We start from the raw sequence: 25,890 nt of genomic DNA on the forward strand, positions 1-25,890 counted from the left end.
AATGTGGATGCCCAAAATATCAACTACATCCCACAGCTCGTTAATGAGCTTAATAATAATGAAATAAACGCCACAATTTTATTAAAACGAGTTAATGAACGCTCTGGGGTTAGATATCCACTTGCTTTAACTCCAAAAGAATATTTTGAGAGGGTGTTTAAAATAATAAAAGAGCACAGACTGAAAGATGTCTTGATTTATGAGTTTGACGTGTTTTATGCGAATCTTCTCAATGCTCTCTCATCAGGAACCCCAATTCCTGCAAGATTGAGATACTGTGGGGGAGTTAATCCAAATGTTCTAATATTTGATCCTAGGGGAGATGTTTACTCTTGTGATTATGTTCTAGGAGATAAAAGATTCAGCGTTGGCACTTATTATCCAGAGTTTAAATTAAACGTAAACTATTATCTTTGGAAGAATCGAACAGCAAGCAAGATAAAAGAATGTTTTAACTGCAAACTATCCCTTTTATGCTCAGGAGGATGTCCAATGGAGGCGTATAGAACTCATGGAACCTTGTATAAACCCTATTGTGAAGAGACCAAATATTTGTTTGAATACATAAAGCTTTGGCTCTCTCTAAGGGGGGACGAGAATGATTAGTCCATTTGTTGTCAAAATAAATCTCGGCAATGGTGAGTATCTGCTGATAAACACTAAAAATGGATCAATGATAAAAGTCGATAGTGAAGCATTAAACGAGCTTGAGACGGAGCACCCCAGATTGGACAATAGCATTTTATCTATTTTACGGCAGTTTGGTTTTATAATTGATAAATTCGATAACAAAGAGCTTGAAGAGCATTTTAATTGGCTCTGGGACAATATTTACTCAAACAATTACCACATTATTGTTGTGACGTACACCTGCAATCTTAATTGTTCCTACTGTTACCAAAGACACATAAAAAAGAGGGGAGACTTAACGAAAGAACATGTGGATAAAATCTTTAAGGCAATTTTAAAGTTTGATAATGGGGAAGTTGACAACAAAAAGAGCAAAATCCGGTATATTCAACTCTATGGTGGGGAGCCTCTCCAGAAAAGACTCTACGGAATCGTTAAGCACATTTTTGAGAGTGGATCATTGTATGGATATAAATTTATAATCATGACAAATGGAATTGATTTGGATTATTATCTGCCCCTCCTTGAGTCCTATAGGGATTCAATAGCTTTAATACAAACTACGATTGATGGTCCGAAAGAAATTCATGACTCATATCGGTATAAAGGAGCATTTGAAAGAACAATTTCGAATATTGAAAAAGTCATTGAGGCTGAATTTAAGGTTGATTTAAGGACTAATGTCAGCAGGGAAAATATTAAATATTTAGGGGAACTTGCAAGATTTTACATTAAAAGAGAATGGATAAATAAAGAAAACGTTCGATTTTACTTAGCTCCGGTCAGGGATAAATTTGGTCCCTGTTATTTTAACCCAAGCTTATCATGTAATGAGATTCTAGATCTATTCAGTAATGATTTAATAACAAAAGTTTTTAGAATATTCGATGGTATATTTGCCAAGTTTTATGATGGTGTTTGGATTCCACAGTTTTATAATTGCCCTGCACATTACAGGCAAATATTTTATGACCCCTATGGAGATCTGTACACTTGTATGAGTGCTTTGAGAATGAAAGAGCTTAGTATTGGTAAATATTATCCAACCTTTGAACTAAATGAGAACTTTCACTTATACAGAAAAAGGAATATCTTTAGCATCGAAAAATGCAAAAATTGCGAGCTTGCATTGATCTGTGGGGGAGGATGCAGTTATAATGCATTTCTAAAAACAGGAGATTTAACTAATCCAGATTGTTATAGTATGGAAATATTAAAAGAAAAATTTTTTAGATTATTTAAACATCCCGAAGTTGCTAAATATTATTTTAGATCTCTAACAGATGATGCTCGGTGACGTGAATGTTCGTTCGCACGCTCTCTGCAGGAGGCTCAATCGAAGAAATCGGTGGCAAAGCACACCGCCTCTCGCTTCTAACGAGGTACTTCAACGTTCCCGAAGGCTTCGTGGTCACCACGAAGGCCTATGAGCTCTGGAAAGAAACAGGAAGCTTGTCGAAGGACCTCATCGATGAGATTAAGGAGTATTTCCACTCCCCGTACGTCCTTGAGGGCAAGTTTCCCGTCGTTGTGAGAAGCTCGGCAACGGTTGAGGACAGTCCTGGGGCGAGTTTTGCCGGTGTTTTTGAAAGCGTAACGGGAGTTAGCTCTTTCGATGAATTAATCCGAGCAATTGAGCGAATTTTTAAGAGCGCAGAGTCAAGGCGCGTGAAGGAGTACATGAAGCGCCTCGGGATTAAGGATGAGGTAAAGATGGCGGTCATAGTACAGAGGCAGGTAAACCCAAAGCTCTCCGGAGTGCTCTTTACCCGCTCTCCAAACGAGCCTGATAGGGCATTAGTCGAGCTTGTGGAAGGTTCTCCCGAGGAGCTTGTCGGAGGAAGGGAGAGCGGCAAGCGTATCCTTCTCCCACGCGACTCCACCAAGGTCAAAGACCCCCTAATGAGGGAGCTGATCGAAACTGGTCTCGAAGTTGAAGAGCTCTTCCGCAAACCTCAGGATATCGAGTGGGCCTACGACGGAACTCTATGGCTCCTCCAGTCGAGGGAGGTAACGGTCTTTGCCTCAAAGCCGGAGAAAACAAAGGTTCCCGGGGGATGGTACAGGCTTAGAGGAATTCCGGCGAGTCCGGGAAGGGTAAAGGGGAAGGCCCATTTCGTTCTCGACGACCAGCCACCTGAAGAAGCCGAGAGGGTTTTCCCAAGGGGAGGAGTACTCGTCACCTATGTGCTCCACGCTGAATACTACAGCCTCTTTATGAAAGCCTTGGCCATAGTTACGAAGGTCGAGAGCGTTCTCTCCCATCCGGCGATAATAGCAAGGGAGCTCGGAATCCCGTGCGTTACCGGTGTGGACGTGGAAGCTATTCGGGAAGGCGACGAGATCATCGTGGACGGTGATGAGGGGGCTGTTTACATTAAAAATCCGAGAAAAAGATTCAGAAAACTTGACCTCTGGGAGGCGAGCTGGAAGGAGGATGAACTCACAAAGGAACTGGGGGAGGAGTACCAAAAGGCACTTCAGGAACTAGATGCTGAAAAACTTGTAAAGAACGATACTTCGGGCCTTTGAGCTCGTTAGAAGGCTCTATCCAGTTGATAAGGAGAGGACCTTTAACGTCTACCACTTCATAAACACACTGATGGAAGAAGAAACCCCGAGAATTCTCGCCGAGAAGTTCAGCGTAGCTGAAGTCTTCGCCCGCGCCGATAGAGGTGAAAGACCAAAGGACGAGACTGAGGAAAAGTTTTTCAGAATCTATGAAGTCCTCAAGCGGTTCATCAACTACACCGATGAGCGGGTTAGGGATATACCGGCGTTGCTCTTTGGCTTAGAGAAAACCGTTTAAGCTTTCCCCCTCTTCTTCTTCCGGTGGTTTGATGAAAATTGGAATCATTGGCACGGGGGTAGCTGGTCTCACCTCGGCGATAGCATTGGCAAAGAAGGGCTTTGAAGTTACACTCATCGGTCCCGGAATCAAGAAGAGCAACTCCCACCTGGCTCAGGCGGGAATAGCCTTTCCCGTTCTGAGGGGGGATTCCCTAGAAGCCCACGTCTTCGACACAATCCGAGCCGGGAAGTACCTCAACGACGAGGAGGTTGTGTGGAGCGTAATTTCGAAGGCGAGTGAAGCCTATGATTTCCTTCTCTCGCTCGGCCTGAAGTTTGAGGCTAGCGAGACTGAAGGTGGCCACTCGTTCCATAGGGTCTTCACAATAAAGAACGAGACCGGGAAGCACGTCACCAAGCTTCTCTATCTCCGCGCCAAGGAACTCGGAGTTCAGTTCGTCAAAGGAACGGCCGAGGAGCTGGCGATAAAGAGGGAAAAGGCTTACGGTGTCTTCCTCAACGGCGAGTTCCTGCCCTTTGATGCAACGGTGATAGCTTCCGGCGGTTTCTCTGGCCTCTTCAAGTTCACGGCTGGATCCCCAACGAACATCGGCCTCCTCATAGGGGACGCCATATTGAAAGGCGCCCCCGCTCGCGATTTGGAGTTTGTCCAGTTCCATCCAACCGGCTACATTGGAAAAAGGGGCGTCTTCCTGATAAGCGAAGCCGTCCGCGGTGCGGGGGCGAGGCTTGTGACCGAGGACGGTGAGCGTTTCGTGAATGAGCTCTCAACGAGGGACATCGTTGCGAGGGCGATATACAGGAAGATGCGGGAGGGGAAGAGGGTCTACTTGGACGCCACGGGGGTAGGGGACTTCAAGAAAAGCTTCCCCCAGATATACACTTTCCTGGTCAAGGACGGCACGGATCCGTTAAAGGATGCCATTCCTGTTTCCCCGATAGCCCACTACACGATGGGAGGGACAGCGGTCGACCCCTGGTACCGGACCGCCATCAGAAACCTCTATGCAGTAGGTGAGGCCGCCTCCAGCGGCTTCCATGGTGCAAACCGGCTGGCCAGCAACTCCCTCCTTGAGTGCCTCGTTTCCGGCCTTGAGGTTGCGAGGACAATAGTGAGGGACGGGCCGAGGTGCAGAGGAGTTAAGGGGCCGGGCTATCACGGCTACGAGGCCGGAGACGTTGACTCACTGAGGGAACTCCTCTGGGAGAAAGCCGGAATCGTCAGGAGCGCGAAGACCCTCAGGGAGGGCCTCAGGGAGCTTGAGGGTATAGAGGCAGACCCTAGGTTAAAGCTGCTCGCCAGGGGAGTCCTTGAGTGTGCATTGGTCCGGGAGGAGAGCAGGGGGGCACACTACCGTGAGGACTTCCCGGTTATGAGGAAGACCTTCGAGAGGCCGAGTTTCTTTGACGGGAGCTGTCATCTCTAACCAAAGGTGTCCAAAAACCCTTTTAATTCCCTTCCCTTATCCCCTCTGCGGGTGAGAAAATGAAGATGAAACGGCTTGTTGAGGAAATCCTCAGACTCAAAGAGGAGCGGAACGCTATAATAATGGCCCACAACTACCAGCTCCCTGAAGTTCAGGACATAGCGGATTTTCTGGGTGACAGCCTTGAGCTGGCGAGAAAGGCCGTGAAGACGGACGCCGATGTCATAGTCTTTGCGGGAGTTGACTTCATGGCCGAGACCGCGAAAATCCTCAACCCTGAAAAGACCGTTCTGCTCCCGAGCAGAAGGGCAACCTGCGCGATGGCCAACATGCTGAAGGTCGAGCACATTCTGGAGGCGAAGAGGAAGTACCCAGACGCGCCGGTGGTTCTCTACGTGAACACCACAGCCGAGACGAAGGCCTATGCCGACGTAACGGTTACCTCTGCCAACGCCGTCAAAATCGTTGAAAAGCTCGATTCCGACGTGGTCATCTTCGGCCCGGATAAGAACCTAGCGAGCTATGTTGCCAGACAGACCGGTAAGAAGGTCATCCCCGTGCCGGAGTACGGCCACTGCTACGTCCACAGGAAGTTCACCGTCGAGGACGTCGAACGTGCCAGGAAGCTCTACCCCAACGCTAGGCTGATGGTTCACCCGGAATGCGCACCGGGGGTGCAGGAAAGGGCAGACATCATAGTCTCCACCGGTGGAATGATAAAACGTGCGCCAGAGCACGATGAGTGGGTCGTCTTCACGGAGAGGGAGATGGTCTACCGCCTTCAGACGCTTCACCCTGAGATAAAGTTCCACCCCGCGAAGGATGACGCGACGTGTATCGGTATGAAGGCGATAACCCTCCACCACGTCTACGAGTCTCTCCGTGACATGAAGTACTCCGTTGAGGTTCCAACCGAGATAGCGGAGAGGGCCAGAAAAGCGATAGAGAGGATGCTGGAGCTCAGCTGAGTTCCCCTTTTGTTCCCCGTAAGCCCTCCTCCTTACTTCTTCGGTACGCTCATGCTCCTCACAGTGTAGTGTTCAAGTGTTGCCCCCCTCTCAACGAACTCGTGGGGCCATATCTTGACGTTGTACATCCTGACGTTGTCGCTCACCACCGCGTTGTCCCCTATGACGGAGTTTACCATCCTGACGTTGTCGCCGATCTCGACGTGCCTGCCCACTATTGAGTTCATCACCCGGACGTTGCTGCCCATCTTCACCCTGTCCATGACGACCGAGTGGAGGATCTCTGAATTCATTCCGATGATGGAGTAATTGTCCACCACGGCATCTTCGAGGGCGGTACCGCTCCCTATGGAGATGTGCCTCCCTAGGAGAACCCTCCCTTCCACTAGGAGTTCTCCCCGCTTTATCATGTCCCGCACCCGGCGGCGGAGTCCCTCGGACATCTTGGACCTGCCCTGCATATGAACGTCCTTGGTTACTTCGGAGGCATCCATGTCTTCGGATGAGAGGTTGCGGAGGAGATACATTGCCGCGTTTAGATAGCGCTCCGGAGTCCCGACGTCGAACCAGTAGCCCTCCATAGGGTAACCGTAGACATCATACCCGTGTTCTATCAGGGCGGGGATGATGTCACCCCCAAAGTCGAGTTTCTTCCCATTCACCATCTCCTTTGCCCAGGCTTCATTGAGGAACTCCCAGAAGTTCTCTGAGAGCAGATAGATGCCAGTGTTGGCGAGATTGCTTGGGGCGTCCTCCGGTGAGGGCTTCTCGATGAAGTACTCTATCCTGTAGTCCCCATTAACCTTTGCAACGCCGAATCCAGCAACGTCGTCGACGGGCTGGAGGGCTATGGTCATAAAGGCTTTCTTTTTCTGATGCCATTTGAACATCTTCTTCAAGTCCATCCGGTAGATGTTGTCGCCCTGGATCACCACCACGGGTTCTTTTATACCGTAGTAGTGCATCGTGTACCAGACGGCATCGCCGTTGGTCGTGCTCTCGTAACGCGGCATATAACGGATCCTCACCTCCTTTTCAAGCCCGTACTTCTTTCTGAGCCAGTACCCCTCACGGAAGTAGTCGAAGAGTGAGGTGTAGTTTACGTATCCCTTCACCCCAAGGTAGGCCTCCTCGATACCGTCGCGCGCGAGATTTAGAATGGAGTGCTCCAAGATGGGCTTGTTCAAAAGCCTCACGAGCCCCTTTGAGGTTTCGATGGTGAGCGGCCGCAACCGCGTTGCCTCGCCCCCTATTGGAATGACGGCTTTCTTTATCATAATGTTCCCCACTTAAATTCGCTCATAAGAATAAAAGGCATTCTTTCACGGGGAGTGGTGCAGGATATAGAAATAGAGATAAAGGACCGTTACCAGTTCAGGATGGAGGTGGGTTCATGGTTTCACTTGACTATCTCCTGGGATTCCTACGTGAGGATGCCCCCTTCGGCGACGTCACGAGCGAGGCGGTGGTTCCGGAGGGAACCAAGGCTATGGCGATGATCATAGCCAAGCAGGAGGGGATTATAGCGGGCGTTGAGGAGGCCAAAGCCCTGTTCGAACACTTCGGGGTTGAAGTTGGGGTCAAAAAGCACGATGGAGAGAGGGTGAAGGGAGGGGACGTCATCCTGGAGCTGTCTGGCGACGCGCTCTCCATACTCCTTGTCGAGAGAACCGCCCTGAACGTAATGGGCAGGATGAGCGGAATCGCGACGGAGGTCAGAAGGCTGGTCGATAAGGTTAAGGCTGTGAATCCTAGGGTCCGTGTTGCAGGAACTAGGAAAACCCTCCTCAAGCCGTTGGATAAGAAGGCGATACTCATAGGCGGCGGCGAGCCACACCGCTTCTCGCTGAGCGACGCGATACTCATAAAGGACAACCACCTTGCTCTGGTTTCGCTGGAGGAAGCGATAAGGCGCGCTAAGGCCTTCAGCGTTTACAAGATCGTTGAGGTTGAGGTTGAGATCCTTGAGGATGCCCTTAGAGCGGCAAGGGCCGGCGCGGACGTGGTTATGCTCGACAACATGACGCCCGGGGAAATCACCGAGACGATAGAGGCTTTAAAGCGCGAGGATCTGCGTGATGGGGTGAAGATCGAGGTTTCGGGGGGAATAACTCCGGAGAACATCGAGGAGTACGCGGCCCTGGATGTGGACGTCATAAGCCTCGGCTACCTCACGCACTCAGTCAAGAACTTCGATGTTAGCCTTGAGATGATTGAAAAGCTTTGAAAGAAGGTTTTTCACCTTTCTCTCAATTCCTTTGATATCTTTTTGATCTTTCTAAATCCCTTCCTTGATAAGGTTTATATTCAAGTTTTTCCTTGAATTTATTGCAAGCCAAAACTTGAAAAGGTGGTCGAAATGGGAAAGCTTGACGTTATCGAGAGTAAGGGGACTGAGAGGCTCAAGAGGGGCTTCGCAAAGATGGTCAAGGGCGGCGTCATAATGGACGTCACCAACGCCGATCAGGCCCATGTGGCGGAGGAAGCCGGAGCCGTCTCAGTTATGGCCCTTCACCGTGTTCCGGCCGACATCAGAAAAACCGGTGGCGTTGCAAGAATGGCCCCGATAGAGAAGATCCAGGAGATAATGGACGCCGTGACGATTCCAGTCATGGCAAAGGTTAGAATTGGCCACGTCGCCGAGGCGAGAATTCTTGAGGCTTTGGGAGTTGATATGATCGACGAGAGTGAAGTCCTAACGCCCTCAGATCCCTTCTTCCACATAGACAAGAGGGACTTCTCTGTTCCATTCGTCTGCGGCAACAGGAACCTTGGAGAGGCAGTGAGGAGAATATGGGAAGGGGCCGCGATGATGAGGACGAAGGGCGAAGCCGGAACCGGAAACATCGTCGAGGCCGTGAGGCACGTTCGTCTTCTGAGAGACAACATAGCACTAATCCAGCGCATGACCGACGAGCAGGTCTACAACGTAGCCGAAAAGTTCGCTGAGCCCTACCTCAGGCTGGCCTTTGAGGTCAGGGAAATCAGCGGTCTACCAAGGCAAGTACTTGAGAATGAGCCGATTTACGGCCACCACACCTACCGTGAGATAGTTGATGGCCTCTACAGGGTCCTCCTGGAGATAAAGAAGCTCGGCCGCCTTCCGGTCGTCAACTTCGCCGCCGGAGGAGTTGCCACTCCGGCAGATGCAGCTTTGATGATGCAGATGGGAATGGACGGCGTCTTCGTGGGTTCGGGAATCTTCAAGAGCTCCAACCCGGAGAAGATGGCGAGGGCGATAGTTGAAGCGGTAAACCACTGGGACGAGCCGGACGTTCTCGTTGAGATAAGCAAGGAAATAGGAGAGCCTATGAAGGGTCAGGACATCGAAGAACTGGAAGTTCGCCTCGAGGAGAGGGGTGTCTGATCTCTTTTTATTTATTTGTGGGGTGGTGAGAATGGTCAGGGTGGGTGTTATAGGCCTTCAGGGTGATGTGGGCGAACACATCGAGGCGACAAGGAATGCCCTGAAAAACCTCGGCGTTACCGGGGAGGTGGTCTGGCTCAGGAAGCCGGGGCAGCTCGAAAACATTTCGGCAATCATAATCCCCGGCGGTGAGAGCACGACAATCTCAAGGCTCATGCTGAAGAACGGCCTCCTTGAGCCTATGAGGAAGCTCGGTGAGGAAGGTCTGCCGATAATGGGAACCTGCGCCGGTTTGATAATGCTCTCGAAGAAGATAATCGGTGCCACTCCGGAGCAGAGGTTCCTCGAGCTTCTCGACGTTCGCGTTAACAGAAACGCCTACGGCAGGCAGGTGGACAGCTTCGAGGCTCCAATAAAGCTCGCCTTCAGCGACGAGCCGTTCCCAGGGGTTTTCATTCGCGCGCCCCGCATAGTCGAACTCCTGAACGATAAAGTCCGGCCGATAGCGTGGCTCGGCAATAGGGTTGTTGGCGTCGAGGGGGACAACATCATCGGCCTTGAGTTCCACCCGGAGCTGACCTCCGATACCAGAGTCCATGAATACTTCCTGGAGAAGGCCCTCTGACTTGAACATTTTTTCATAAATTTCTTCCGGAAATCTTTTTATTCTTGCCGTGTATATGTTTATCGGTGGTAGCGTGAGCGAGCCCAAGACTGTCGTGTGTCCCTACTGCGGTTTTGGCTGCAGACTTCTCGTTGATCCCAAGACGATGAGAGTCAAACCGTACCAAGGTGAACCCAACAGGGGCAAGCTCTGCCCCAAGGGTCTCCACGCAACGGAGTTCGTTCTTTCCAGGGACAGGCTCGGGCGCCCCCTGAAGCGTGAAGGCTCTAAGATAAGACCAATAAGCTGGGGGCAGGCCATCGAGGAGATAGCGGGCAAGCTCCTCGAAATCCGCGAGCTGTACGGTCCAGACGCTGTGGCTTTCATAGCCTCATCGAAGGTGAGCAACGAGGAAAACTACCTCCTCCAGAAGATAGCGAGGCTCTTCGGCACGAACAACATAGACAACTGCGCCCGTCTCTGCCACGAGGCGAGCGTTCACGCCCTCAAGATGACCGTTGGAGCGGGGGCGCAGACCAGCCCCTACAAAGACTTGGAGAGGTTCGGGGTCATACTCCTCTGGGGCTACAACCCGGCCGAGACACACCCGGTTGTCATGGACTACATCCTGAAGGCCAGGAGGAAAGGTGCTAAAATAATCGTCGTCGACGTCAGGGAAACCAGAACGATGGCCTTCGCGGATTATAAGCTGATCATCCGTCCGGGGACCGACATAGCCCTCGCAAACGCGGTTATGAACGTCATAATCCGGGAGGAGCTCTACGATGAGGAGTTCATAAAGACCAGAACCGCCGGCTTCTCCGAGGTAAGGATGGCGGTAATGAAGTACACTCCGGAGTACGCGGAGAAGGTAACGGGAATTCCGGCTGAAACTATCAGAGAAGTTGCGAGAACCTTTGCCTTGGCCGGAAGCGGCGCGATAATGTGGGGTATGGGTTTGACACAGCACGTTTCAGGCGTTGAGAACGTCATTGCCGTTATAGACATAGCACTCCTCCTGGGCTATATCGGGGAAAAAGGTGGTCTATACCCCATGCGCGGTCAGAACAACGTCCAGGGAGCGGCATACATGGGTGCGCTGAGCGAGTTCCTGCCGGGTTACGTCCCGCTGACCGACGAGCGCTTTAGAAAGCGTGTGGCAAAGATATGGGGTGTGGAAGACCTCCCGACGGAGCGCGGGCTCTACCTCACGGAGCTCTGGGATGCGATAAAGAGCAACGATATTAAAGCGCTCTACATAGTCGGGGAAAACCCTGCGGTCAGTGAGGCGGACTTCCTCAGGGTGAGAGACGCCCTCAGAGAGCTCGACCTCCTCGTTGTTCAGGACGTTTTCATGAGCAGGACTGCCCGCTACGCCCACTACGTTCTTCCTGCGAGTGCCTTCTGCGAGAAGTCCGGAAGCTACATGAACAGCGAAAGAAGGATTCAGTGGAGCCATAAGATCTGCGAGCCGATGGGTGATTCCAAGCCCGACTGGGAGATACTTACCATGCTCGGCAGGGCCCTGGGTTTGCCCGGGTTCAACTATTCGAGCGTTGAAGAGATAACGGGGGAATACTTCCGCCTCTTCCCCTCGCTGGAGGAAAGGAGCGTTGAGGAACTGAAGAACCCAGAGGGGATATTCCTTCCGAAGAAGAGGCTCCACACTTGGGAGTTCTCAACGCCAGATGGAAAGGCCAGGTTCATCGCTGTGGAGCAGGTGCAGCCCTGGGAGAGGCCGGACTACGAGTACCCCTTCATACTTACGACAATCAGGCTGATAAGCCACTACAACACAGGTGAAATGACCCTCAGGAGCCCATCTCTCGTCAGGCTGATGGGAGAGCCCAGGGCGCTGATAAACAGAAGCGACGCGGAGAGGCTTGGAATCCACGACGGCGACTGGGTTGAGATCGAGACTAGGCGCGGGAAAATTAGAATGAGGGCCAAGCTCGGCGGTATTCCCTCCGGAGTGGTTGCGGTTCCCTTCCACTTCAAGGCGAACAAAATAACGAGCCCTGCCCTGAACAAAGCCGGAACGCCGGAGCTCAAGTTCTCCGCGTGCAGGGTGAGGAAGCTCAGAAGCGGAAAGCCCACTCCGGATACTCCCCGGTAAGGCATGCCAGGCAGAGGTCCCTCCTCCCGACGGCCTTTTTCAGCCCATCTACGCTGAGGTAAGCCAGGCTGTCGGCGCCTATTGCCTTCTCCACCTTCCCGACGCTCCCAAAGGCCGCTATGAGCTCGTGCCTGGTAGGAATGTCCACCCCCATGTAGCACGGGTACCTTATCGGTGGGGATGCTATTCTCACGTGCACCTTCCTCGCGCCGGCCCTTCTAAGCATTGCCACGATGCGCTTCATGGTCGTTCCCCTGACGATTGAGTCATCAACAAGAACGACGCTCTTGCCCTCTATTACCTCCCTCACCGGCGAGAGCTTGAGCTTAACCTTCAGCTCGCGGTAGAACTGGCCTGGGATTATGAATGTCCTTCCTATGTAGCGGTTCTTTATCAAACCTTCCGAGTAGGGAATCCCGCTGACCCTGGAGAAACCCAAGGCGGAAGCCCTTCCAGAGTCTGGCACGGCTATGACGACGTCTCCATTGGCGGGGCTTTCCCTTGCCAGTTCTTCTCCCATCCTGACCCTTGCAGTATAGACGTTTACACCGTCTATCGTGCTGTCCGGGCGGGCGAAGTATATGTACTCAAAGACGCAGCCGCGGTGCTCTCCCGTTGCCACGACCCTGCTTTCGATTTCATCCTCCGAGAGGAGGAAGACCTCCCCGGGCTTCACGTTCCTCACGTCGTCAACGAAGAGCCTCAGTGCGGAATCCTCCGAGGCGAAATAGTGGCCGTTTCTACTCCCGTAGCTTAATGGCCTGAAGCCGACCGGGTCCCTCGCAACAAGTATCTTCCCGTCGAACAGGAAGGCAACCGAATAGGCCCCCTTAACTTCCCCAAAGAGGGCTTTCATGGCCTCAAATTCATCTCCCGTTTCTTTTAGATGCCAGAGAAAAGAGATGCCCAGCAGCTCAGAGTCCACCGAGTGCCTGAACTTAACCCCCAGCCGTTCGTAGTGCCGCCTGAGGGGGAGGAAATTCGTGAGGGTCCCGTTGTGGGCTATCGCTATCCTCCTTTCGCAGCAGCTTGCCTCCAGCGGCTGGGTTTCCGTGAGGGAGCCGGAGGTGGAATACCTGACGTGGGCTATTGCCATTCCTGATTTCAGCTTCGCCACCTCGCCGTTCCTGAAGACCTCCAAAACGAGCCCCCTACCAGCTATCGTTTTTATCCTGTGCTTCCAGACGCTTATCCCCGCGCTCTCCTGTCCCCTGTGCTGCAGGGCTATGAGTGCGTAGTAGGCTTTCCTGGGCGCGTTCTCAGCAACGGCCGCAAAGACTCCGCACTTCTCCCTCATGAGGAACCCCGCCAGTTTTTGACGTGAATATGTTAATAAATATATGTTCTTGCGCAATGTTTTAGCCTCTTGTGTTTAAAAACTTTGCCCATTGATTGACATTTTAATGCTTAAACAAGCCTTAAATATGGAGAAATTTTACATAAAAATGGTGAAGTCCATGGAGGTTTACGAAGGTAAGGCCAAGAAGGTAATTCCCCTCGACGAGGGGAAGGCCATCATGGAGTTCAAGGACGATGCAACAGCCTTCGATGGTAGGAAGAAGGGCCAGTTTGGGGGCAAGGGCTGGCTCAACGCCCAGATAAGTGCGGTTCTCTTCAAAGTTCTTGAGGAGAGGGGTGTTAAGACGCACTTCATAGGGGTTGCCGGCGACAACAGGCTCATCGTTGAGAGGCTCAAGATGTATCCCCTTGAGATAGTGGTCAGGAACGTCGTCGCCGGCAGTTTGAGGAAGCGCCTCCCCCTTGAGGAGGGAACTGAATTGACGGAGCCGATAGTCGAGCTCTACTACAAGGACGACGGCCTCGGCGATCCTATGATAAACCACCATCACGCAAAGATCCTCGGGATAAGCGAGGATGAGATAAGGGGGATGGAGCGCATAGCCCTCAAGGTGAACGAGATCCTCAAGGAGTACTTCGCCGAGCGCGGGATAATCCTCGTTGATTTCAAGCTTGAGTTCGGAAAGAACGAGAGGGGCGAGATAATCCTCGGCGACGAGATAAGCCCCGACACCTGCCGCTTCTGGGACGCTGAGACAAAGAAGAGCCTCGACAAGGATGTCTTCAGGTTTGATAAAGGCGACCTCGTTAAAGCTTACGAGGAGCTCTACGAGCGCCTCACGGGCAGTTCGCTCTCATAGGTTATGAGAACCGTGTAGCAGCCCTTTTCATCTTCCTCTATCACTATTTTCCTCAGCCGGATTCCGTATTCGCTTACGGCCTTTTCAACCAGCTCCGGCAGGTTTTCAAGGAACGCCTTCCTCTTTACCGTGAGCTCCATGCGACCACCGAGAAAAGTTTGGGGAGGAGCTTAAAGTCTTACCCCGTAGTTCTTTACCGTTATCCATGGCCTTTCCATGACTGCACCGAGCTCGAAGCTCTTGAAGTGTTTGTTGAGGACTTCCAAAGCCGCTCCCTTCTCTTCCTGCGGGACTATTGCTATGAAGCCGACCCCCATGTTGAAAACCCTGAACATCTCCTCCAGAGGAACGCCGTTCTCATAGATCAGCCTGAATATTCCTTCGATGGGTGGCATCTCAAGGGAAAAGCCGTGGCTGGTGAGGCGCTTCAGGTTGGTCAGGCCTCCGCCGGTTATGTGGGCTAATCCATGAACCTCGACACTCTCAATCAGTCCAAGAATCGCCTTCACATAAATCCTCGTCGGTTCCAGAAGCCACTCCCAGAGTTTTCTGCCCTTGTAATCGTAGTCGAGGCCGTACTTCGGGATGAGGAGCTTTCTAGCCAGCGTGAGACCGTTGGAATGGATTCCCGAACTTGCTATACCAATAACCGCGTCACCGGGCTTTATCTTCTCGCCGGTTATTACCTCTCCTTTCTGGACGGTACCTATGGCCGTTCCGGCCAAGTCGAAGCCGTTGATGAGATCCGGCATCACAGCGGTTTCGCCACCCACTATCGCTATCCCGGCCTGCCTCGCCCCCTCATAGAGCCCCTTAGCTATCTCACCGAACATTCCCTCGTCCGGCTCCCTCACGGCGAGGTAGTCAACCAGTGCCACAGGCTCGGCCCCAACGCAGAGCAGGTCGTTCACGTTCATTGCTATCATGTCTATCCCTATCGTGTCGAACTTGCCGACGGCTTCGGTGACCAAGGTTTTGGTTCCGATCCCGTCAGTTGTCATGGCTATGTAGAATTTGCCAAAATCCATCAGCGCCGCGTAGTGGCCTATTTCACTCGGCTCGCCGGTTTTTTCCCTTCTGAACTCGAAGGTCTCCTTCGCGAGCCCTATGATCCTCCTGAGGGCCCTTGCAGTTTTCTCGTCATCGACTCCCGTCTGGGCGTAGGTCAGCATGAGCACCACCGGTGAGAGTTCCACAGAGGGCTTAAAAACTTTATCATATTTATGCTTAAAAAGGCTTAAATATAATGAATTTTTAACATTTTAACGTCAAAATCTGAGGTGATGATAATGATCAAGCCCCGGGACGAGCTTGGAACGGCCACAACGGACTCCGCTCAAAAGATACTCCTCCTCGGAAGCGGTGAGCTGGGGAAGGAGATAGCCATCGAGGCCCAGAGGCTTGGAGTTGAGGTTATAGCGGTTGATAGATACGCAAACGCCCCCGCCATGCAGGTCGCCCACCGCTCCTACGTTGGAGATATGAAGGACGGGGACTTCCTCTGGAGCATTGTTGAGCGCGAAAAGCCCGATGCAATAGTGCCCGAGATTGAGGCCATAAACTTGGACGCTCTCTTTGAGATTGAAAATGAGGGCCACTTTGTCGTGCCGAACGCCAGGGCCACATGGATAGCCATGCACCGCGAGAGGACGAGGGAGACCCTTGCGAAGGAGGCCAAAGTTCCGACGTCACGCTACGCCTATGCCACAACGCTCGACGAGCTCTACGATGCCTGTGAGAGGATAGGCTACCCCTGCCACACGAAAGCAATAATGAGCTCCTCGGGGAAGGGCTCCTACTTTGTGAGAGGCCCGGAGGACGTTCCAAAGGCGTGGGAGGTGGCGAAGAAAAAAGCAAGGGGCAGCGCTGACAAGATAATCGTCGAGGAGCACATTGACTTCGACATCGAGATAACGGAGCTGGCGGTCAGGCATCTCGATGAGAACGGCAAAACAGTTACAACCTTTCCAAAGCCCGTCGGACACTACCAGATTGATGGCGACTATCATGCGAGCTGGCAGCCCGCGGAGATAAGCGAAAAGGCCGAGCGCGAGGTTTACCGCATAGCCAAGCGCATAACCGATGCCCTTGGAGGGCTTGGCCTCTTTGGGGTTGAGATGTTCGTTAAGGGCGATAAAGTGTGGGCCAACGAGGTCTCACCGAGGCCCCACGACACGGGGATGGTCACCATGGCTTCCAATCCAACGGGCTTCTCCGAGTTCGGGCTTCACCTCAGGGCGGTTTTGGGACTTCCAATACCCGCTGTTAAGGAGAAGGGCGTAAGGATGTTCCCTCTCCTAACCCCGGCGGCGACCCACGTCATCCTGTCGAACCAGGAGGGCTATGCTCCGAGGTTCAGGAACGTTTTCAATGCACTGAGCGTTCCGAACACAACAATCAGGTTCTTTGGAAAGCCCTCAGCATACAGGGGAAGGCGTTTGGGCGTTGCCCTCGCGTGGGACGGTGATGTAAGAGAGGCAAAGAGGAAGGCAGAGGGGGTCGCCCACATGGTGGAGCTCAGGACGAGAAGCGGGGAGTGGCAGGGGCAGGAGTTCATTAAAAAGATGCACTTGCTCTGATTTTTTCTTTTTCAATAAAAATAAAGATATTAACCCCGCATCCTCTCCCTGTACTCCTCAAGCTTTTTCTTTAAGACTTCGTCCTTTAAGGCCAAGATTTCTATGGCGAGCAAAGCCCCGTTCCTACCGTTGTCTATTCCCACCGCAGCAACCGGAACCCCGGGCGGCATTTGTGCTATGCTCAGCAGGGAATCGAGCCCGCCGAGCTTCGCCGAGACAGGAACCCCTATCACGGGTCTGGTTGTGTGAGAGGCTATAACTCCCGGCAGGGCAGCACTCAGGCCTGCTATCGCTATGAAGACATCATAGTCTTCCTTTGCCAGCTCCTCAACCCTCTCCGGGTCCCTATGGGCTGAGGCAACCTCAACCTCATGCTCAACACCGAACTCCTCCAGAACCTTGGTAACCTTCCCGGCGATGTGAGAGTCGCTTTTGCTTCCCATAACAACGAGCACCTTCATAACATCACCGCTTTTTTCTCGAATTCTCACCTTTATAACTTTTACCATTTAAATGTCAAAATAAAGCTTAAAAACATCATATTTTAACAAAAATTTGGTGATGGCCATGAAAGTTCTTTTAGTGGGTGGTGGTGGAAGAGAAAACGCCATAGTCGAGGCCCTTGTAAATGGGGGTGCCGAGCTTTATGTGGTTGCCAGGCATGTTAATCCCGGCATCAAAAGACTCTGCAGGGATTATGGGCCGGCCGGAGAAACGGATGTTGGAAAGGTTCTGGATTTCGCCGAAAAATGGGGCGTTGAGCTCGCATTCATAGGGCCCGAGGCGCCTCTGGAGAAGGGCATCGTGGACGTCCTCGAGGAGAACGGAATCCCTGCGGTTGGTCCCTCAAAGGAGGCGGCCCGGCTTGAGACCAACAAGGCATTTGCGAGGCACATGATGGAAAAATACGAAATTCCTGGAAGGAAGCTCTTCAGGGTTTTTACCGACGTCGGGGAGATGCGTTCGTGGATAGATGACTTTGGAAAGCCGGTTGTCGTAAAGCCCCTCAGGCTCACGGGGGGTAAGGGCGTTAAAGTTGTCGGCTACCAGCTGAGGGACAACGAGGAGGCGAAGGAGTACGCAAAGGCTCTAATTGAGAGGGATGGGAAGGTTCTGGTCGAGGAGAGGACGGACGGTGTCGAATTCACATTTCAGGTCTTCACGGACGGGAAGAAGGTAATCCCCATGCCCCTCGCCCAAGATTATCCCCACGCCTATGAGGGCGACGCTGGGCCGATAACCGGCGGTATGGGCTCATATTCATGTGAAAACCACATCCTGCCCTTCGTAACGGAGGAGGACTATAAAAAAGCATTTGAAACCCTGAAGGCGACCGTTGAGGCAATGCGGAAAAACGGAACACCCTACAAAGGCATTCTCTACGGCCAGTTCATGCTCGCTAAGGATGAGCCGAAGATAATAGAGTTCAACGCCCGCTTCGGCGACCCCGAAGCAATGAACGTTCTTCCGATTATAAAAACGCCCTTCCTCGAAATTGCGGAGGGGATAGTTGACGGGGCGCTCAAAAAAGCAGAATTTGAGAAAAAAGCCACTGTTGTCAAGTACATAGCTCCAAAGGGCTATCCCTCTGATCCAATAAAGGGCGTTAGGGTTGAAATCAGAGAGGATAAAATCAGGGAGGAGGGGGCCAGGGTTTACTACGCCTCGGTGGATGAAAACTTCAGGATGCTCGGTTCGAGGGCACTGGCGGTCGTTGGAATCGCCGGTTCTCTTGAAGAGGCGGAGAGGATTGCATCCGCAGGGATAAGGCACGTTAAAGGGGAGATTTTCTACCGCGCCGATGTGGGAACGAGAGAGAGCGTTGAGAAGAGGGTTAGGATTATGAAGAAGCTCAGGGGTGAATGGAATGATTGAAAGGGAGCGGATTCTGGAAGTTCTGGAGAAGTACGATAGGGAAAAGGTTGTTATCGGAGCAATAGGGAGCCACTCAGCCCTTGACATAGCGGATGGTGCAAAAGAGGAGGGCCTCCCCGTTCTGGTCGTGGCACAGCGTGGAAGGCACAGAACATACGCGGAATATTTCAGGCAAAAGAGGACGAAGGACGGCTTAATGAAGGGCTTCATAGATGAGGTAATCGTTCTGGAGAGGTTCGGCGGAATCATCGACATTCAGGAGGAGCTGAGGAAGAGGAACGTTATCTTCGTCCCCAACCGCTCCTTTGTGGTTTATACAGGCATTGACAGAGTGGAGGACGAGTTTTTGGTGCCGCTCTTCGGGAGCCGCAATTTGCTCAGGAGCGAAGAGAGGAGCGAGGAGAAGAGCTACTACTGGCTCCTTGAGAAGGCCGGGCTTCCATACCCGGAGCCCGTGGAGCCGGAGGAGATTGATGAGCTTGTAATCGTCAAGCTCCCCCACGCTAAGAAGAGGCTTGAGCGCGGCTTCTTCACGGCCGCCTCATACAATGAGTTCCGCGAGAAGGCGGAGAAGCTGACAAAGCATGGCGTGATCACGGAGGAAGACCTCGCCAAAGCGAGAATCGAGCGCTACATAATAGGCCCGGTCTTCAACTTCGACTTCTTCTACTCGCCGGTTGATGAGGAGATTGAGCTCCTTGGAATAGACTGGCGCTTCGAGACGAGTTTGGACGGCCACGTTCGTTTGCCGGCTTCCCAGCAGCTCACCCTCCCAGAGCACCAGTTTGAACCGGAGTACACCGTCACTGGCCATGCCTCTTCGACCCTCAGGGAGTCGCTTTTGGAGAAGGTCTTCGAAATGGCGGAGCTTTACGTGAAGGCCACCCAGAAGTACTATCCTCCGGGAATCATCGGGCCATTCACCCTGCAAACTGCGGTGGACAATGACCTCAACTTCTACATCTACGATGTAGCGCCAAGAACCGGGGGAGGAACCAACATCCACATGGCGATGGGTCATCCCTACGGCAACGCCCTCTGGAGGAAGCCGATGAGCACCGGAAGGAGGGTGGCGCTTGAGATTAAGCGCGCGGTTGAACTTGACGATCTTGAGAAGGTTGTTACATAAATTACAATCTCTTGATTACTTCTTAGAATTTTATATGTTTAAAAATTCCGAATTTGTGAAAAAGAGCTTTTACTAGTTACTTTTTTTTTAGAAATTTAATAACTTTAAATTATGAACTTCGAGTTTACAAAAAATTTAAATAATATTGCATGCTTAGGACAATATGCCGAAGTAACGATGAGGCAGAGAAAAATTGGGGGTGGAGAAAGTGGAGAACAAACAAAAAACTAAGATTTTAGCTTTAGAGATTGATGAGGAGTTCGACGTTGAAATAAACACAAAAGTTAATGGAGATGAGGGATACTGCAAAGATCTGATGTTTTGATTTTTATTATATTTTTAATCTATTCGGAATAAACGTGGGGGGAGTTTGATGGAGGCGAGGTTAGGTCTACGGAGTGTTGACATCTCAATAACATCGTCATGTAATTTAAAATGTAAACATTGTTATCTGGAAGACTTGAAAAACGCAAAGATTATATTGCCTTTTAAGAAAATTGAAGAAGTCCTCACAGATGCTAGGGATCTTGGCGCACATCACGTAACGTTGACTGGAGGAGAGCCTACCCTCCATCCAAAATTTCCAGAAATTCTTAATCTTGCTAACAAATTAGGGTTTAGGATAACAATATTTACCAATGCAACGACATTGAACGAAGACATAGTAAGTGTTTTGAAAGAGTGCAACATAAATGGAGTTCAAGTTAGTCTTGAAGGACTAAAAGAGATGCACGAAAAAATTAGAGGTAAAGGAACCTTTGAAAGAACAATATCTGGGATAAAACTCCTTGTAGATGCTGGTATTAGGGTTACTGTTAATACTCAACTAACAAAAGACATAATTGACAATATTCAAGAATATGCTTCATTTTTGAAGTCAATAGGCGTTTCAAAGCTTCTGTTAACTATCCCCTCCCTAGTTGGTGAAGCAAAAAAGAATAATGTTTGTTTTCCAGATGAAAAATTAGACGAGATTAGGAGCATGCTAAAAATACACAAACTCAAAGATCAGTTTAATATCGATTCTACAAACCCTGACTCAAATTATACTTGTACTGCACTAATTCATCAGCTTGCCATAAATTTTGATGGCACAGTTTATCCGTGTCACTATTTTAGATCGACACACCACCACTCATTAGGAAATATTTATGTCGAAAGTTTGAGGGATATATACATATCCTGGATGAACGGGGATTCAGAACTTCTCCATTACCAGAAGTATGGAACCGCCAAGTGTAACGTGTGTAAATTCAAAGAAGTGTGTGAGCCATGTGCTGGCAGAATATATTCATTGTACAAAAACTTCAAGAATCCAGATTTGTTGTATTGTATGTTGCTTGGGAAAGAAAAAGTATTCCACGACGTACACATTAGTAGGTTAGTATGGGGCCGTATGGAATGATATAGATCTCTTTACTACGAGGTGATTTAGTTGCTAGGGCAGATAAAGAAGAAAACAATCAAAGGGCTGGTTTTAGATATTGATGGACTAGAAGTTGAAGTGAATACAAAATGCAACGGAGGTGGGTGTGACGAGGACATCGACGAATGGATATAAATCTTTATCTTTTTCCTCTTTGTCTCTGGGCAAGATATCAAGAAATGGGGGGAGAACCAGTGAAAAAGATTTCACCAGAAAAGGGATACTTACTCGTATCCTCCTTAGGGGCGTGGATGACTCACTTAATGGGCCCGTACCTCACAATCTGGCTTAGGAGTTTGGGAATCTCATTTGCTCAAATCGGCTTTTTTCAGTCGGTTTCATCTCTCCTTACATTCATAACGGACTTCCCGACGGGAGGTCTGGCTGACAGGTACGGACGAAGGCTTAACTACGCGGTTGGTGTCTTGCTATTTGGAGTCTCTCTTATCATAATCGCCTGTTCGAGCAGCTTTTTTATAATAGCCCTGGCATTTGCTCTGGCTGGTATTGGAAGTGCCTTTATGAGCGGAACGCTCACTCCCTGGCTCTATGATGCAATTAAAGGCGATAAAAAGAGGGCTCACATGGTCTTCAGCCGCATGAGGATTATAAACGGCATTTTAGGGACAGTAGCTGGCTTTGTTGCTGGAACCATCTCACGCTATGCCCTTAACCTTCCCATACTCCTGGCCGGCATCTGTGGGATAAGCGCTTCCCTGCTGGCACTCCTCTTCCTTGAGGAAAACTATGGCCACGGAAAGGCAAAACCTTACGGAGAAATCCTTAAGGATGGATTGAAACATATAGCCCGGGAAAGGACTCTCCACTATCTTCTCGTTGCGAGTTTTTTCCTGTCGTTCGCAGGTCGCTCGTTCTTCATGTTCTGGATGGTTCTTGCAAAGGAAGCCGGACTCAGGGAAAGCAGTATAGGTTACGTTTATCCCCTGCTGATACTTTCAACGTCTTTCGGGGGATTCGTATCTTTCAGGCTCTCTAGGTTCATGGATCACAGGAAAATTTTAGCAATCACAACGCCGTTGATGGGTCTTCTGATAATCGCAATGGGTATTGTTAAGGGCCTCTTATCCCTCCTCGCACTCATAACTCTCTTTGAGATAATAATAGCCATTAGAGCACCCGCCATGATAACGTTCAGAAACGAGCTTATACCCTCTCCGATCCGCTCTACCGTTACATCCGCACTTAGTACAATAGGAGGTATGTTCTCAATGCTTGCCAACATTGCAGTTGGGCTCATTGCTGATATCTTTGGCCTTGGAGGCGCTTATGTTGTATCTGGAATCCTTGCGCTCTTTGCGAGCTTATTCTTAATGATGGCGATCGAACATTCCTAAAAATAAGTGCTCCTTCTCATCTTTGCTTTTTTGTTCAGATGTATCAAGCTTCCTCTTCTTTTTCTTCCCTGAGACCGAGAGGAAGTTGGCCTTCATGAAGACGCTTCATATAGATGTCGTTCTCCTCATGGGGGGAAGGGGGTAATGAGAGTCGTCTAAGAGGATTCCGTAAGGCTCGCGCTGGAGCTGGCGCATTTTTAACATTTTTATGTTAAAATAATCCTTAAAAACCCCTAATTTTTACACTTTTCTGATAAGGTGGTGCCAATGAAATGGAAGGTTACCGTCATCGTTCGCCTCAAGGAGGGCCTCAACGACCCGGAAGGAAGAGTCATTGGAAAGGCACTCAAAAATCTGGGCTATAAAATTGAGGAGCTGAAGGTGCCGAAATACTTTGAGCTCGTTTTTGAGAGCGAAAATCCTGAGAAGGACGTTGAGGAGATGTGCAAACGCCTGCTCGCCAACCCCGTGATACACACCTACGAATATGAGATAGAGCCTTTAGGTGAGTGAGATGCCGAAGTTCGCCGTTATAGTGTTTCCAGGGACAAACTGCGACTTTGAGACCCTTGAAGCGATTAGAAAAGCCGGGGGCAAAGCGGAGAAGGTGTGGTATAAAGAGAGCATTGAAGACTTTGATGGCGTTGTTCTGCCCGGCGGTTTCAGCTATGCCGATTATTTGAGAGCCGGGGCCATAAGCGCGAGGGCAGGGATAATGGAAGAGGTCAAAGCCCTCACCAGAGAGGGGAAGCCCGTTCTGGGAATATGCAATGGCTTTCAGGTCTTGACCGAGAGCGGGCTTCTGCCCGGAGCGTTAAGGCCCAACAAAATACCGAGATTCCTGTGCAGGTGGGTTTACCTCAAAGTAAGCGACACCCAAACCGCGTTTACCCAGCTCTATGAAGAAGGAGAGGTCATCAGGATGCCAATAGCCCATGCGGAAGGGAATTATTACACGAACGAGCCCTCAAAGGTTCGCATAGCCTTCCAGTACAGCGACGAAAAAGGAAATCTCACGGAGGAGGCAAACCCAAACGGCTCGCTCTTGAACATAGCGGGGATAACCAATGGGAGGGGCAACGTCCTGGGAATGATGCCCCACCCGGAGAGGGCTAGTGACAGATGGCTGGGAAGTGAGGACGGGCTGAAGGTATTCAAATCGATGGTGGAGTGGGCAAAGCGGTAACTTTCCTATTTTTTGCAGAGCGGGGTGAACACCTCCTCAAGGGTTACTTGAGAAGTCTGGACGTCAATGAGATCGTGCCTGGAGAGGAGGGTAAGTACTTCCTTGAGGTCCTCATTTTTGAAGTACAGCTTAACGTACGTGAACTTCCCATCGCTTTGAACCTCGATTTTTTGAGCTATTCCCTCAAAATCTCGGGGGTTAATTTTTCCTTTAATTTTGGCGATGATTTTTCTCTCTGCTTTGAGGGTCTCAACTTTCTCGATAAGCTCCTTTGGAGCCCCCCCCAGCGATTTTACGCTTGTTGAACAGCATAACCCTGTCGCACAGGAGCTCGGCCTCCTTTAGGTTGTGGGTTGTTAAAAGTATTGTCGTCCTCAGCTCCCTTGAAAGCTCCTGAATGGCGTTCCAGACTTCCCTTCGGGTGAAAAGGTCGAGGTATACCGTTGGTTCATCCAAGATGAGAACCTCTGGCTGAATTATTATGGGCAACGCCAGGTAAATCTTCTGCCTCATACCGACGGAGAGCTTCTGGTACCACTCGTGCCTCTTCTCTTCCAAGTTGAGCAATTCCAGCGCGTGATTGATTCTTCTCTCGGCCTCTCCCCTGGGAATTCCCCACAGTTCGGCTATGAACTTGAGGTTTTTCTCCACGCTGACCCTCCACTGAAAGAGGCCAAACAAATCCCTGCTTCCTCCAAAGATTGTGAAGATTCTGCCCCGGATTTTATCGTGCTCTTGGATTGAATCGTAGCCATTGACGTAGAGGTGGCCCCTCGTCGGTATCACGAGGCCGTTGGCGATTTTGCAGAGTGTGGTTTTTCCAGCGCCGTTTGGACCTAAGAGACCGTATATCTCGCCCTCTTTAACTTTAAAGCTAATATCGATCAGGGCAGGAATCTCTTCCCGCGGTGTTCTGAGAAAGTCCTTAAGGCTTTTCAAGTCAAGCAGGGACTTTATTGGGGGAGGGTAGTACTTGGTCAGGTTAACAGCCTCTATCACTTAAACCACCCTGATTACGTACGTTCTTCCCTTTCTTTCACGTCGAACTAACCCCATGTTTTCGAGACTCCTAATGGCCCTGCAGGCTTTAGCCCTGCCGAACAGCTGGCTCAATTCACTTTGTGTTACTTCACCATTGTCAAGAATGAAGTCTAATATTCTTCTCTCCAGCTCGCCCAGTTCATGCTTATGCAGGCTGTTTATCTCAATCTCCACTTTAATAAGCAGTATGAGTTTTCCGTTTTCACACTCCTCCTTGAGGATCTGTACCCTCATAAGGCCCACCTCAGGTGTGCCCCAGCGTTCCCAGCTGTCTCGCCTTGTTGAAACCCCACCTGAATGTTAGATATCCTACGAGGAGCATTACCCCCGTGATGAGGAGCATGTTCATTAGGCTGGGGAGGATTTGGGATAACGAGTAACCGCCGCCCATTGTGAGCCTGCCCATTTGGAGGATGTAGGTTTCCGGGTGGATTTTTGAAAGCGGCTGGAGCCAGGAGGGGAGTTTATCGGGCGGAAAGTAAAGCCCGCTGACGAGCTGGGCGGTTATGTTGAAGAACCAGTTTAGAGGGTCCTGGGTGGCTTTGGTTGCTATTCTGAATCCGGCTGAGAACAGGTCGAGGGCGAAAATCAGAAGGATACCGCTCAGGATGACGACGAGAACGCCGAGGTTAAAGTGAATTCTCAAACCGAAAAACAGGATGTACGCGAGTGTTATCAGGAGGGTTAACCCCAGGTTCCAGAGGATTCGCCAAGCATTGATTCCAATGAAAATGGATGTTAGTGAAGCTGGAGAGTTGTAAAGGACTGGAAATATTCTACCGAGAACGAAGGATGAGATGCTCCCCCTCGGCAGGAAGACAAGGTTGTGGATTATTGAGCCTATGAGGAGGTAGTCCAGGTAGTTTGGAGTGCCGTACTGGGAGATGTTGGCGTTGATCGTGATGAGCTTTGCAAAGATTCCGATGAAGATTATGTTCAAAGCTAAGCCTATGAACTGCAAAAGCAGGTCAAAGCGCCTTGAGAAGAAGACTTCCCTTTGGATGAAGATGAAGGCCTTGATTGTTCTAACACCTTGAACTGTGGCCATTTGACCACCCGGAATCAATTGATTGGATTACTTATAAGTGTTGCTTTTTTTTGCTTGTGGATGGTTTCACTTCATTTATAAATGAATTTCAGTTGTTTATAAATCGGTTGCAGTAAAACTTATGGATTGTTTCAGCGAAGAATTAAACGCAAGAACCTGGATGGAGGTG

General features: G+C 50.5%; 27 protein-coding genes. 19 read left to right on the forward strand and 8 right to left on the reverse strand.

The genetic code is table 11. From position 1 onward, the window contains the following. The 6 genes from MVK60_RS00300 to nadA all read left to right on the forward strand — a co-directional run. Positions 1-606, forward strand: a 606-nt coding sequence (locus MVK60_RS00300) for an SPASM domain-containing protein (protein WP_297435270.1), incomplete at its 5' end; no start/stop codon positions are given. Next, positions 599-1,927, forward strand: a complete 1,329-nt coding sequence (locus MVK60_RS00305) for a radical SAM protein (protein ID WP_297435272.1) — start codon at positions 599-601, stop codon at positions 1,925-1,927. The genes MVK60_RS00300 and MVK60_RS00305, both read left to right, overlap by 8 nt. Before the next feature lie 5 nt (positions 1,928-1,932). After that, positions 1,933-3,162, forward strand: coding sequence for a PEP/pyruvate-binding domain-containing protein (locus MVK60_RS00310; protein WP_297435274.1), 1,230 nt, complete (start codon positions 1,933-1,935; stop codon positions 3,160-3,162). Positions 3,163-3,232: 70 nt separating this feature from the next. Beyond that, positions 3,233-3,439: a hypothetical protein gene (locus MVK60_RS00315; RefSeq protein WP_297435276.1), complete on the forward strand. Its 207-nt coding sequence runs from the start codon at positions 3,233-3,235 to the stop codon at positions 3,437-3,439. A 31-nt stretch (positions 3,440-3,470) separates the two neighbouring features. After that, positions 3,471-4,868, forward strand: a complete 1,398-nt coding sequence (locus MVK60_RS00320; RefSeq protein WP_297435278.1) for an L-aspartate oxidase — start codon at positions 3,471-3,473, stop codon at positions 4,866-4,868. Between the two features lie 59 nt (positions 4,869-4,927). Then, positions 4,928-5,836, forward strand: a complete 909-nt coding sequence (nadA, locus tag MVK60_RS00325; protein WP_297435280.1) for a quinolinate synthase NadA — start codon at positions 4,928-4,930, stop codon at positions 5,834-5,836. Between the two features lie 32 nt (positions 5,837-5,868). On the opposite strand, the gene MVK60_RS00330 is transcribed toward nadA, so the two are convergent. Then, entirely contained in the window at positions 5,869-7,113 is a 1,245-nt protein-coding gene (locus MVK60_RS00330) for an NDP-sugar synthase (RefSeq protein ID WP_297435282.1), read from the reverse strand. 116 nt (positions 7,114-7,229) lie between these two features. Here MVK60_RS00330 and nadC point away from each other — a divergent pair, with 116 nt between their 5' ends. From nadC to fdhF, 4 genes are all read left to right on the forward strand, one after another. After that, the gene (gene nadC / locus MVK60_RS00335) at positions 7,230-8,063 is read left to right on the forward strand and encodes a carboxylating nicotinate-nucleotide diphosphorylase (RefSeq protein WP_297435284.1); all 834 of its coding nucleotides are present in this window, start codon (positions 7,230-7,232) and stop codon (positions 8,061-8,063) included. A gap of 132 nt (positions 8,064-8,195) precedes the next feature. Beyond that, positions 8,196-9,203 (forward strand): pyridoxal 5'-phosphate synthase lyase subunit PdxS, encoded by a 1,008-nt coding sequence (gene pdxS / locus MVK60_RS00340; RefSeq protein WP_297435286.1) that lies wholly within the window; start codon positions 8,196-8,198, stop codon positions 9,201-9,203. A 31-nt stretch (positions 9,204-9,234) separates the two neighbouring features. After that, on the forward strand, positions 9,235-9,828 hold the full coding sequence (gene pdxT / locus MVK60_RS00345; RefSeq protein WP_297435307.1) for a pyridoxal 5'-phosphate synthase glutaminase subunit PdxT: 594 nt from the start codon (positions 9,235-9,237) through the stop codon (positions 9,826-9,828). 55 nt (positions 9,829-9,883) lie between these two features. Next, the gene (gene fdhF / locus MVK60_RS00350; protein ID WP_297435309.1) at positions 9,884-11,923 is read left to right on the forward strand and encodes a formate dehydrogenase subunit alpha; all 2,040 of its coding nucleotides are present in this window, start codon (positions 9,884-9,886) and stop codon (positions 11,921-11,923) included. On the opposite strand, the gene purF is transcribed toward fdhF, so the two are convergent. Further along, positions 11,886-13,220, reverse strand: a complete 1,335-nt coding sequence (purF, locus tag MVK60_RS00355) for an amidophosphoribosyltransferase (RefSeq protein WP_297435288.1) — start codon at positions 13,218-13,220, stop codon at positions 11,886-11,888. The two genes, fdhF and purF, sit on opposite strands and share 38 nt — an antisense overlap. 160 nt (positions 13,221-13,380) lie before the next feature. Here purF and purC point away from each other — a divergent pair, with 160 nt between their 5' ends. Next, on the forward strand, positions 13,381-14,082 hold the full coding sequence (purC, locus tag MVK60_RS00360; RefSeq protein WP_297435311.1) for a phosphoribosylaminoimidazolesuccinocarboxamide synthase: 702 nt from the start codon (positions 13,381-13,383) through the stop codon (positions 14,080-14,082). On the opposite strand, the gene MVK60_RS00365 is transcribed toward purC, so the two are convergent. Together MVK60_RS00365 and purM are read right to left on the reverse strand one after the other, a co-directional pair. Next, complete coding sequence (locus MVK60_RS00365; RefSeq protein WP_297435290.1) at positions 14,049-14,222, reverse strand: hypothetical protein; 174 nt, start codon at positions 14,220-14,222, stop codon at positions 14,049-14,051. The genes purC and MVK60_RS00365 overlap by 34 nt on opposite strands. Positions 14,223-14,252: 30 nt before the next feature. Further along, positions 14,253-15,254 carry a phosphoribosylformylglycinamidine cyclo-ligase gene (gene purM, locus MVK60_RS00370; protein ID WP_297435313.1) on the reverse strand — a complete coding sequence of 334 codons (1,002 nt, stop codon included), beginning with the start codon at positions 15,252-15,254 and terminating at the stop codon, positions 14,253-14,255. Between the two features lie 117 nt (positions 15,255-15,371). On the opposite strand from purM, the gene purT reads away from it, so the two are divergent. After that, the gene (gene purT / locus MVK60_RS00375; RefSeq protein ID WP_297435315.1) at positions 15,372-16,661 is read left to right on the forward strand and encodes a phosphoribosylglycinamide formyltransferase 2; all 1,290 of its coding nucleotides are present in this window, start codon (positions 15,372-15,374) and stop codon (positions 16,659-16,661) included. Positions 16,662-16,690: 29 nt separating this feature from the next. Here the strand turns inward: purT and purE are convergent, their stop codons facing one another. Beyond that, positions 16,691-17,122, reverse strand: coding sequence for a 5-(carboxyamino)imidazole ribonucleotide mutase (gene purE, locus MVK60_RS00380; protein WP_297435292.1), 432 nt, complete (start codon positions 17,120-17,122; stop codon positions 16,691-16,693). Positions 17,123-17,228: 106 nt separating this feature from the next. Between purE and purD the strand changes: the two genes are divergently transcribed. The 7 genes from purD (at position 17,229) to purQ (ending at position 23,632) form a co-directional block, all read left to right on the forward strand. Beyond that, entirely contained in the window at positions 17,229-18,536 is a 1,308-nt protein-coding gene (purD, locus tag MVK60_RS00385; RefSeq protein ID WP_297435317.1) for a phosphoribosylamine--glycine ligase, read from the forward strand. Then, positions 18,529-19,665 carry a formate--phosphoribosylaminoimidazolecarboxamide ligase family protein gene (locus tag MVK60_RS00390; RefSeq protein WP_297435294.1) on the forward strand — a complete coding sequence of 379 codons (1,137 nt, stop codon included), beginning with the start codon at positions 18,529-18,531 and terminating at the stop codon, positions 19,663-19,665. The genes purD and MVK60_RS00390 overlap by 8 nt, the downstream gene beginning before the upstream one ends. A 199-nt stretch (positions 19,666-19,864) precedes the next feature. Then, entirely contained in the window at positions 19,865-19,990 is a 126-nt protein-coding gene (locus tag MVK60_RS00395) for a hypothetical protein (RefSeq protein ID WP_255453695.1), read from the forward strand. A 48-nt stretch (positions 19,991-20,038) separates the two neighbouring features. Next, positions 20,039-21,070 (forward strand): radical SAM protein, encoded by a 1,032-nt coding sequence (locus MVK60_RS00400; RefSeq protein ID WP_297435297.1) that lies wholly within the window; start codon positions 20,039-20,041, stop codon positions 21,068-21,070. Between the two features lie 200 nt (positions 21,071-21,270). Then, the gene (locus MVK60_RS00405) at positions 21,271-22,446 is read left to right on the forward strand and encodes an MFS transporter (RefSeq protein ID WP_297435319.1); all 1,176 of its coding nucleotides are present in this window, start codon (positions 21,271-21,273) and stop codon (positions 22,444-22,446) included. A 267-nt stretch (positions 22,447-22,713) separates the two neighbouring features. Next, positions 22,714-22,959, forward strand: a complete 246-nt coding sequence (gene purS, locus MVK60_RS00410; RefSeq protein ID WP_297435321.1) for a phosphoribosylformylglycinamidine synthase subunit PurS — start codon at positions 22,714-22,716, stop codon at positions 22,957-22,959. 1 nt (position 22,960) lies between these two features. After that, positions 22,961-23,632, forward strand: coding sequence for a phosphoribosylformylglycinamidine synthase I (purQ, locus tag MVK60_RS00415; RefSeq protein ID WP_297435299.1), 672 nt, complete (start codon positions 22,961-22,963; stop codon positions 23,630-23,632). A gap of 249 nt (positions 23,633-23,881) precedes the next feature. Here purQ and MVK60_RS00420 read toward each other — a convergent pair whose 3' ends face one another. Genes MVK60_RS00420 through MVK60_RS00430 form a run of 3 tightly spaced genes read right to left on the reverse strand, consistent with a single transcriptional unit; the run spans position 23,882 to position 25,721 of the window. Continuing rightward, positions 23,882-24,631, reverse strand: a complete 750-nt coding sequence (locus MVK60_RS00420) for an ABC transporter ATP-binding protein (RefSeq protein WP_297435301.1) — start codon at positions 24,629-24,631, stop codon at positions 23,882-23,884. Continuing rightward, on the reverse strand, positions 24,632-24,907 hold the full coding sequence (locus tag MVK60_RS00425) for a MarR family transcriptional regulator (RefSeq protein ID WP_297435303.1): 276 nt from the start codon (positions 24,905-24,907) through the stop codon (positions 24,632-24,634). 10 nt (positions 24,908-24,917) lie between these two features. Then, entirely contained in the window at positions 24,918-25,721 is an 804-nt protein-coding gene (locus MVK60_RS00430) for an ABC transporter permease (RefSeq protein ID WP_297435305.1), read from the reverse strand. Positions 25,722-25,890: the final 169 nt, after the last annotated feature.

It is taken from the genome of Thermococcus sp. (genome assembly GCF_026988555.1).
GTDB lineage: Archaea > Methanobacteriota_B > Thermococci > Thermococcales > Thermococcaceae > Thermococcus.

Bases quoted from the DNA above. Each gene is read 5' to 3' on its own strand.
- MVK60_RS00365 (WP_297435290.1), bottom strand. From the start codon at position 14,222: ATGGAGCTCACGGTAAAGAGGAAGGCGTTCCTTGAAAACCTGCCGGAG.
- nadA (WP_297435280.1), top strand. From the start codon at position 4,928: ATGAAGATGAAACGGCTTGTTGAGGAAATCCTCAGACTCAAAGAGGAG.
- MVK60_RS00430 (WP_297435305.1), bottom strand. From the start codon at position 25,721: ATGGCCACAGTTCAAGGTGTTAGAACAATCAAGGCCTTCATCTTCATC.
- pdxS (WP_297435286.1), top strand. From the start codon at position 8,196: ATGGGAAAGCTTGACGTTATCGAGAGTAAGGGGACTGAGAGGCTCAAG.
- MVK60_RS00390 (WP_297435294.1), top strand. From the start codon at position 18,529: ATGATTGAAAGGGAGCGGATTCTGGAAGTTCTGGAGAAGTACGATAGG.
- MVK60_RS00405 (WP_297435319.1), top strand. From the start codon at position 21,271: ATGGGGGGAGAACCAGTGAAAAAGATTTCACCAGAAAAGGGATACTTA.
- MVK60_RS00425 (WP_297435303.1), bottom strand. From the start codon at position 24,907: ATGAGGGTACAGATCCTCAAGGAGGAGTGTGAAAACGGAAAACTCATA.
- pdxT (WP_297435307.1), top strand. From the start codon at position 9,235: ATGGTCAGGGTGGGTGTTATAGGCCTTCAGGGTGATGTGGGCGAACAC.
- purF (WP_297435288.1), bottom strand. From the start codon at position 13,220: ATGAGGGAGAAGTGCGGAGTCTTTGCGGCCGTTGCTGAGAACGCGCCC.
- fdhF (WP_297435309.1), top strand. From the start codon at position 9,884: ATGTTTATCGGTGGTAGCGTGAGCGAGCCCAAGACTGTCGTGTGTCCC.
- MVK60_RS00315 (WP_297435276.1), top strand. From the start codon at position 3,233: ATGGAAGAAGAAACCCCGAGAATTCTCGCCGAGAAGTTCAGCGTAGCT.
- MVK60_RS00400 (WP_297435297.1), top strand. From the start codon at position 20,039: ATGGAGGCGAGGTTAGGTCTACGGAGTGTTGACATCTCAATAACATCG.
- purQ (WP_297435299.1), top strand. From the start codon at position 22,961: ATGCCGAAGTTCGCCGTTATAGTGTTTCCAGGGACAAACTGCGACTTT.
- MVK60_RS00310 (WP_297435274.1), top strand. From the start codon at position 1,933: ATGTTCGTTCGCACGCTCTCTGCAGGAGGCTCAATCGAAGAAATCGGT.
- purD (WP_297435317.1), top strand. From the start codon at position 17,229: ATGAAAGTTCTTTTAGTGGGTGGTGGTGGAAGAGAAAACGCCATAGTC.
- MVK60_RS00305 (WP_297435272.1), top strand. From the start codon at position 599: ATGATTAGTCCATTTGTTGTCAAAATAAATCTCGGCAATGGTGAGTAT.
- purC (WP_297435311.1), top strand. From the start codon at position 13,381: ATGGAGGTTTACGAAGGTAAGGCCAAGAAGGTAATTCCCCTCGACGAG.
- purS (WP_297435321.1), top strand. From the start codon at position 22,714: ATGAAATGGAAGGTTACCGTCATCGTTCGCCTCAAGGAGGGCCTCAAC.
- purE (WP_297435292.1), bottom strand. From the start codon at position 17,122: ATGAAGGTGCTCGTTGTTATGGGAAGCAAAAGCGACTCTCACATCGCC.
- MVK60_RS00320 (WP_297435278.1), top strand. From the start codon at position 3,471: ATGAAAATTGGAATCATTGGCACGGGGGTAGCTGGTCTCACCTCGGCG.
- nadC (WP_297435284.1), top strand. From the start codon at position 7,230: ATGGTTTCACTTGACTATCTCCTGGGATTCCTACGTGAGGATGCCCCC.
- purM (WP_297435313.1), bottom strand. From the start codon at position 15,254: ATGCTGACCTACGCCCAGACGGGAGTCGATGACGAGAAAACTGCAAGG.
- purT (WP_297435315.1), top strand. From the start codon at position 15,372: ATGATCAAGCCCCGGGACGAGCTTGGAACGGCCACAACGGACTCCGCT.
- MVK60_RS00330 (WP_297435282.1), bottom strand. From the start codon at position 7,113: ATGATAAAGAAAGCCGTCATTCCAATAGGGGGCGAGGCAACGCGGTTG.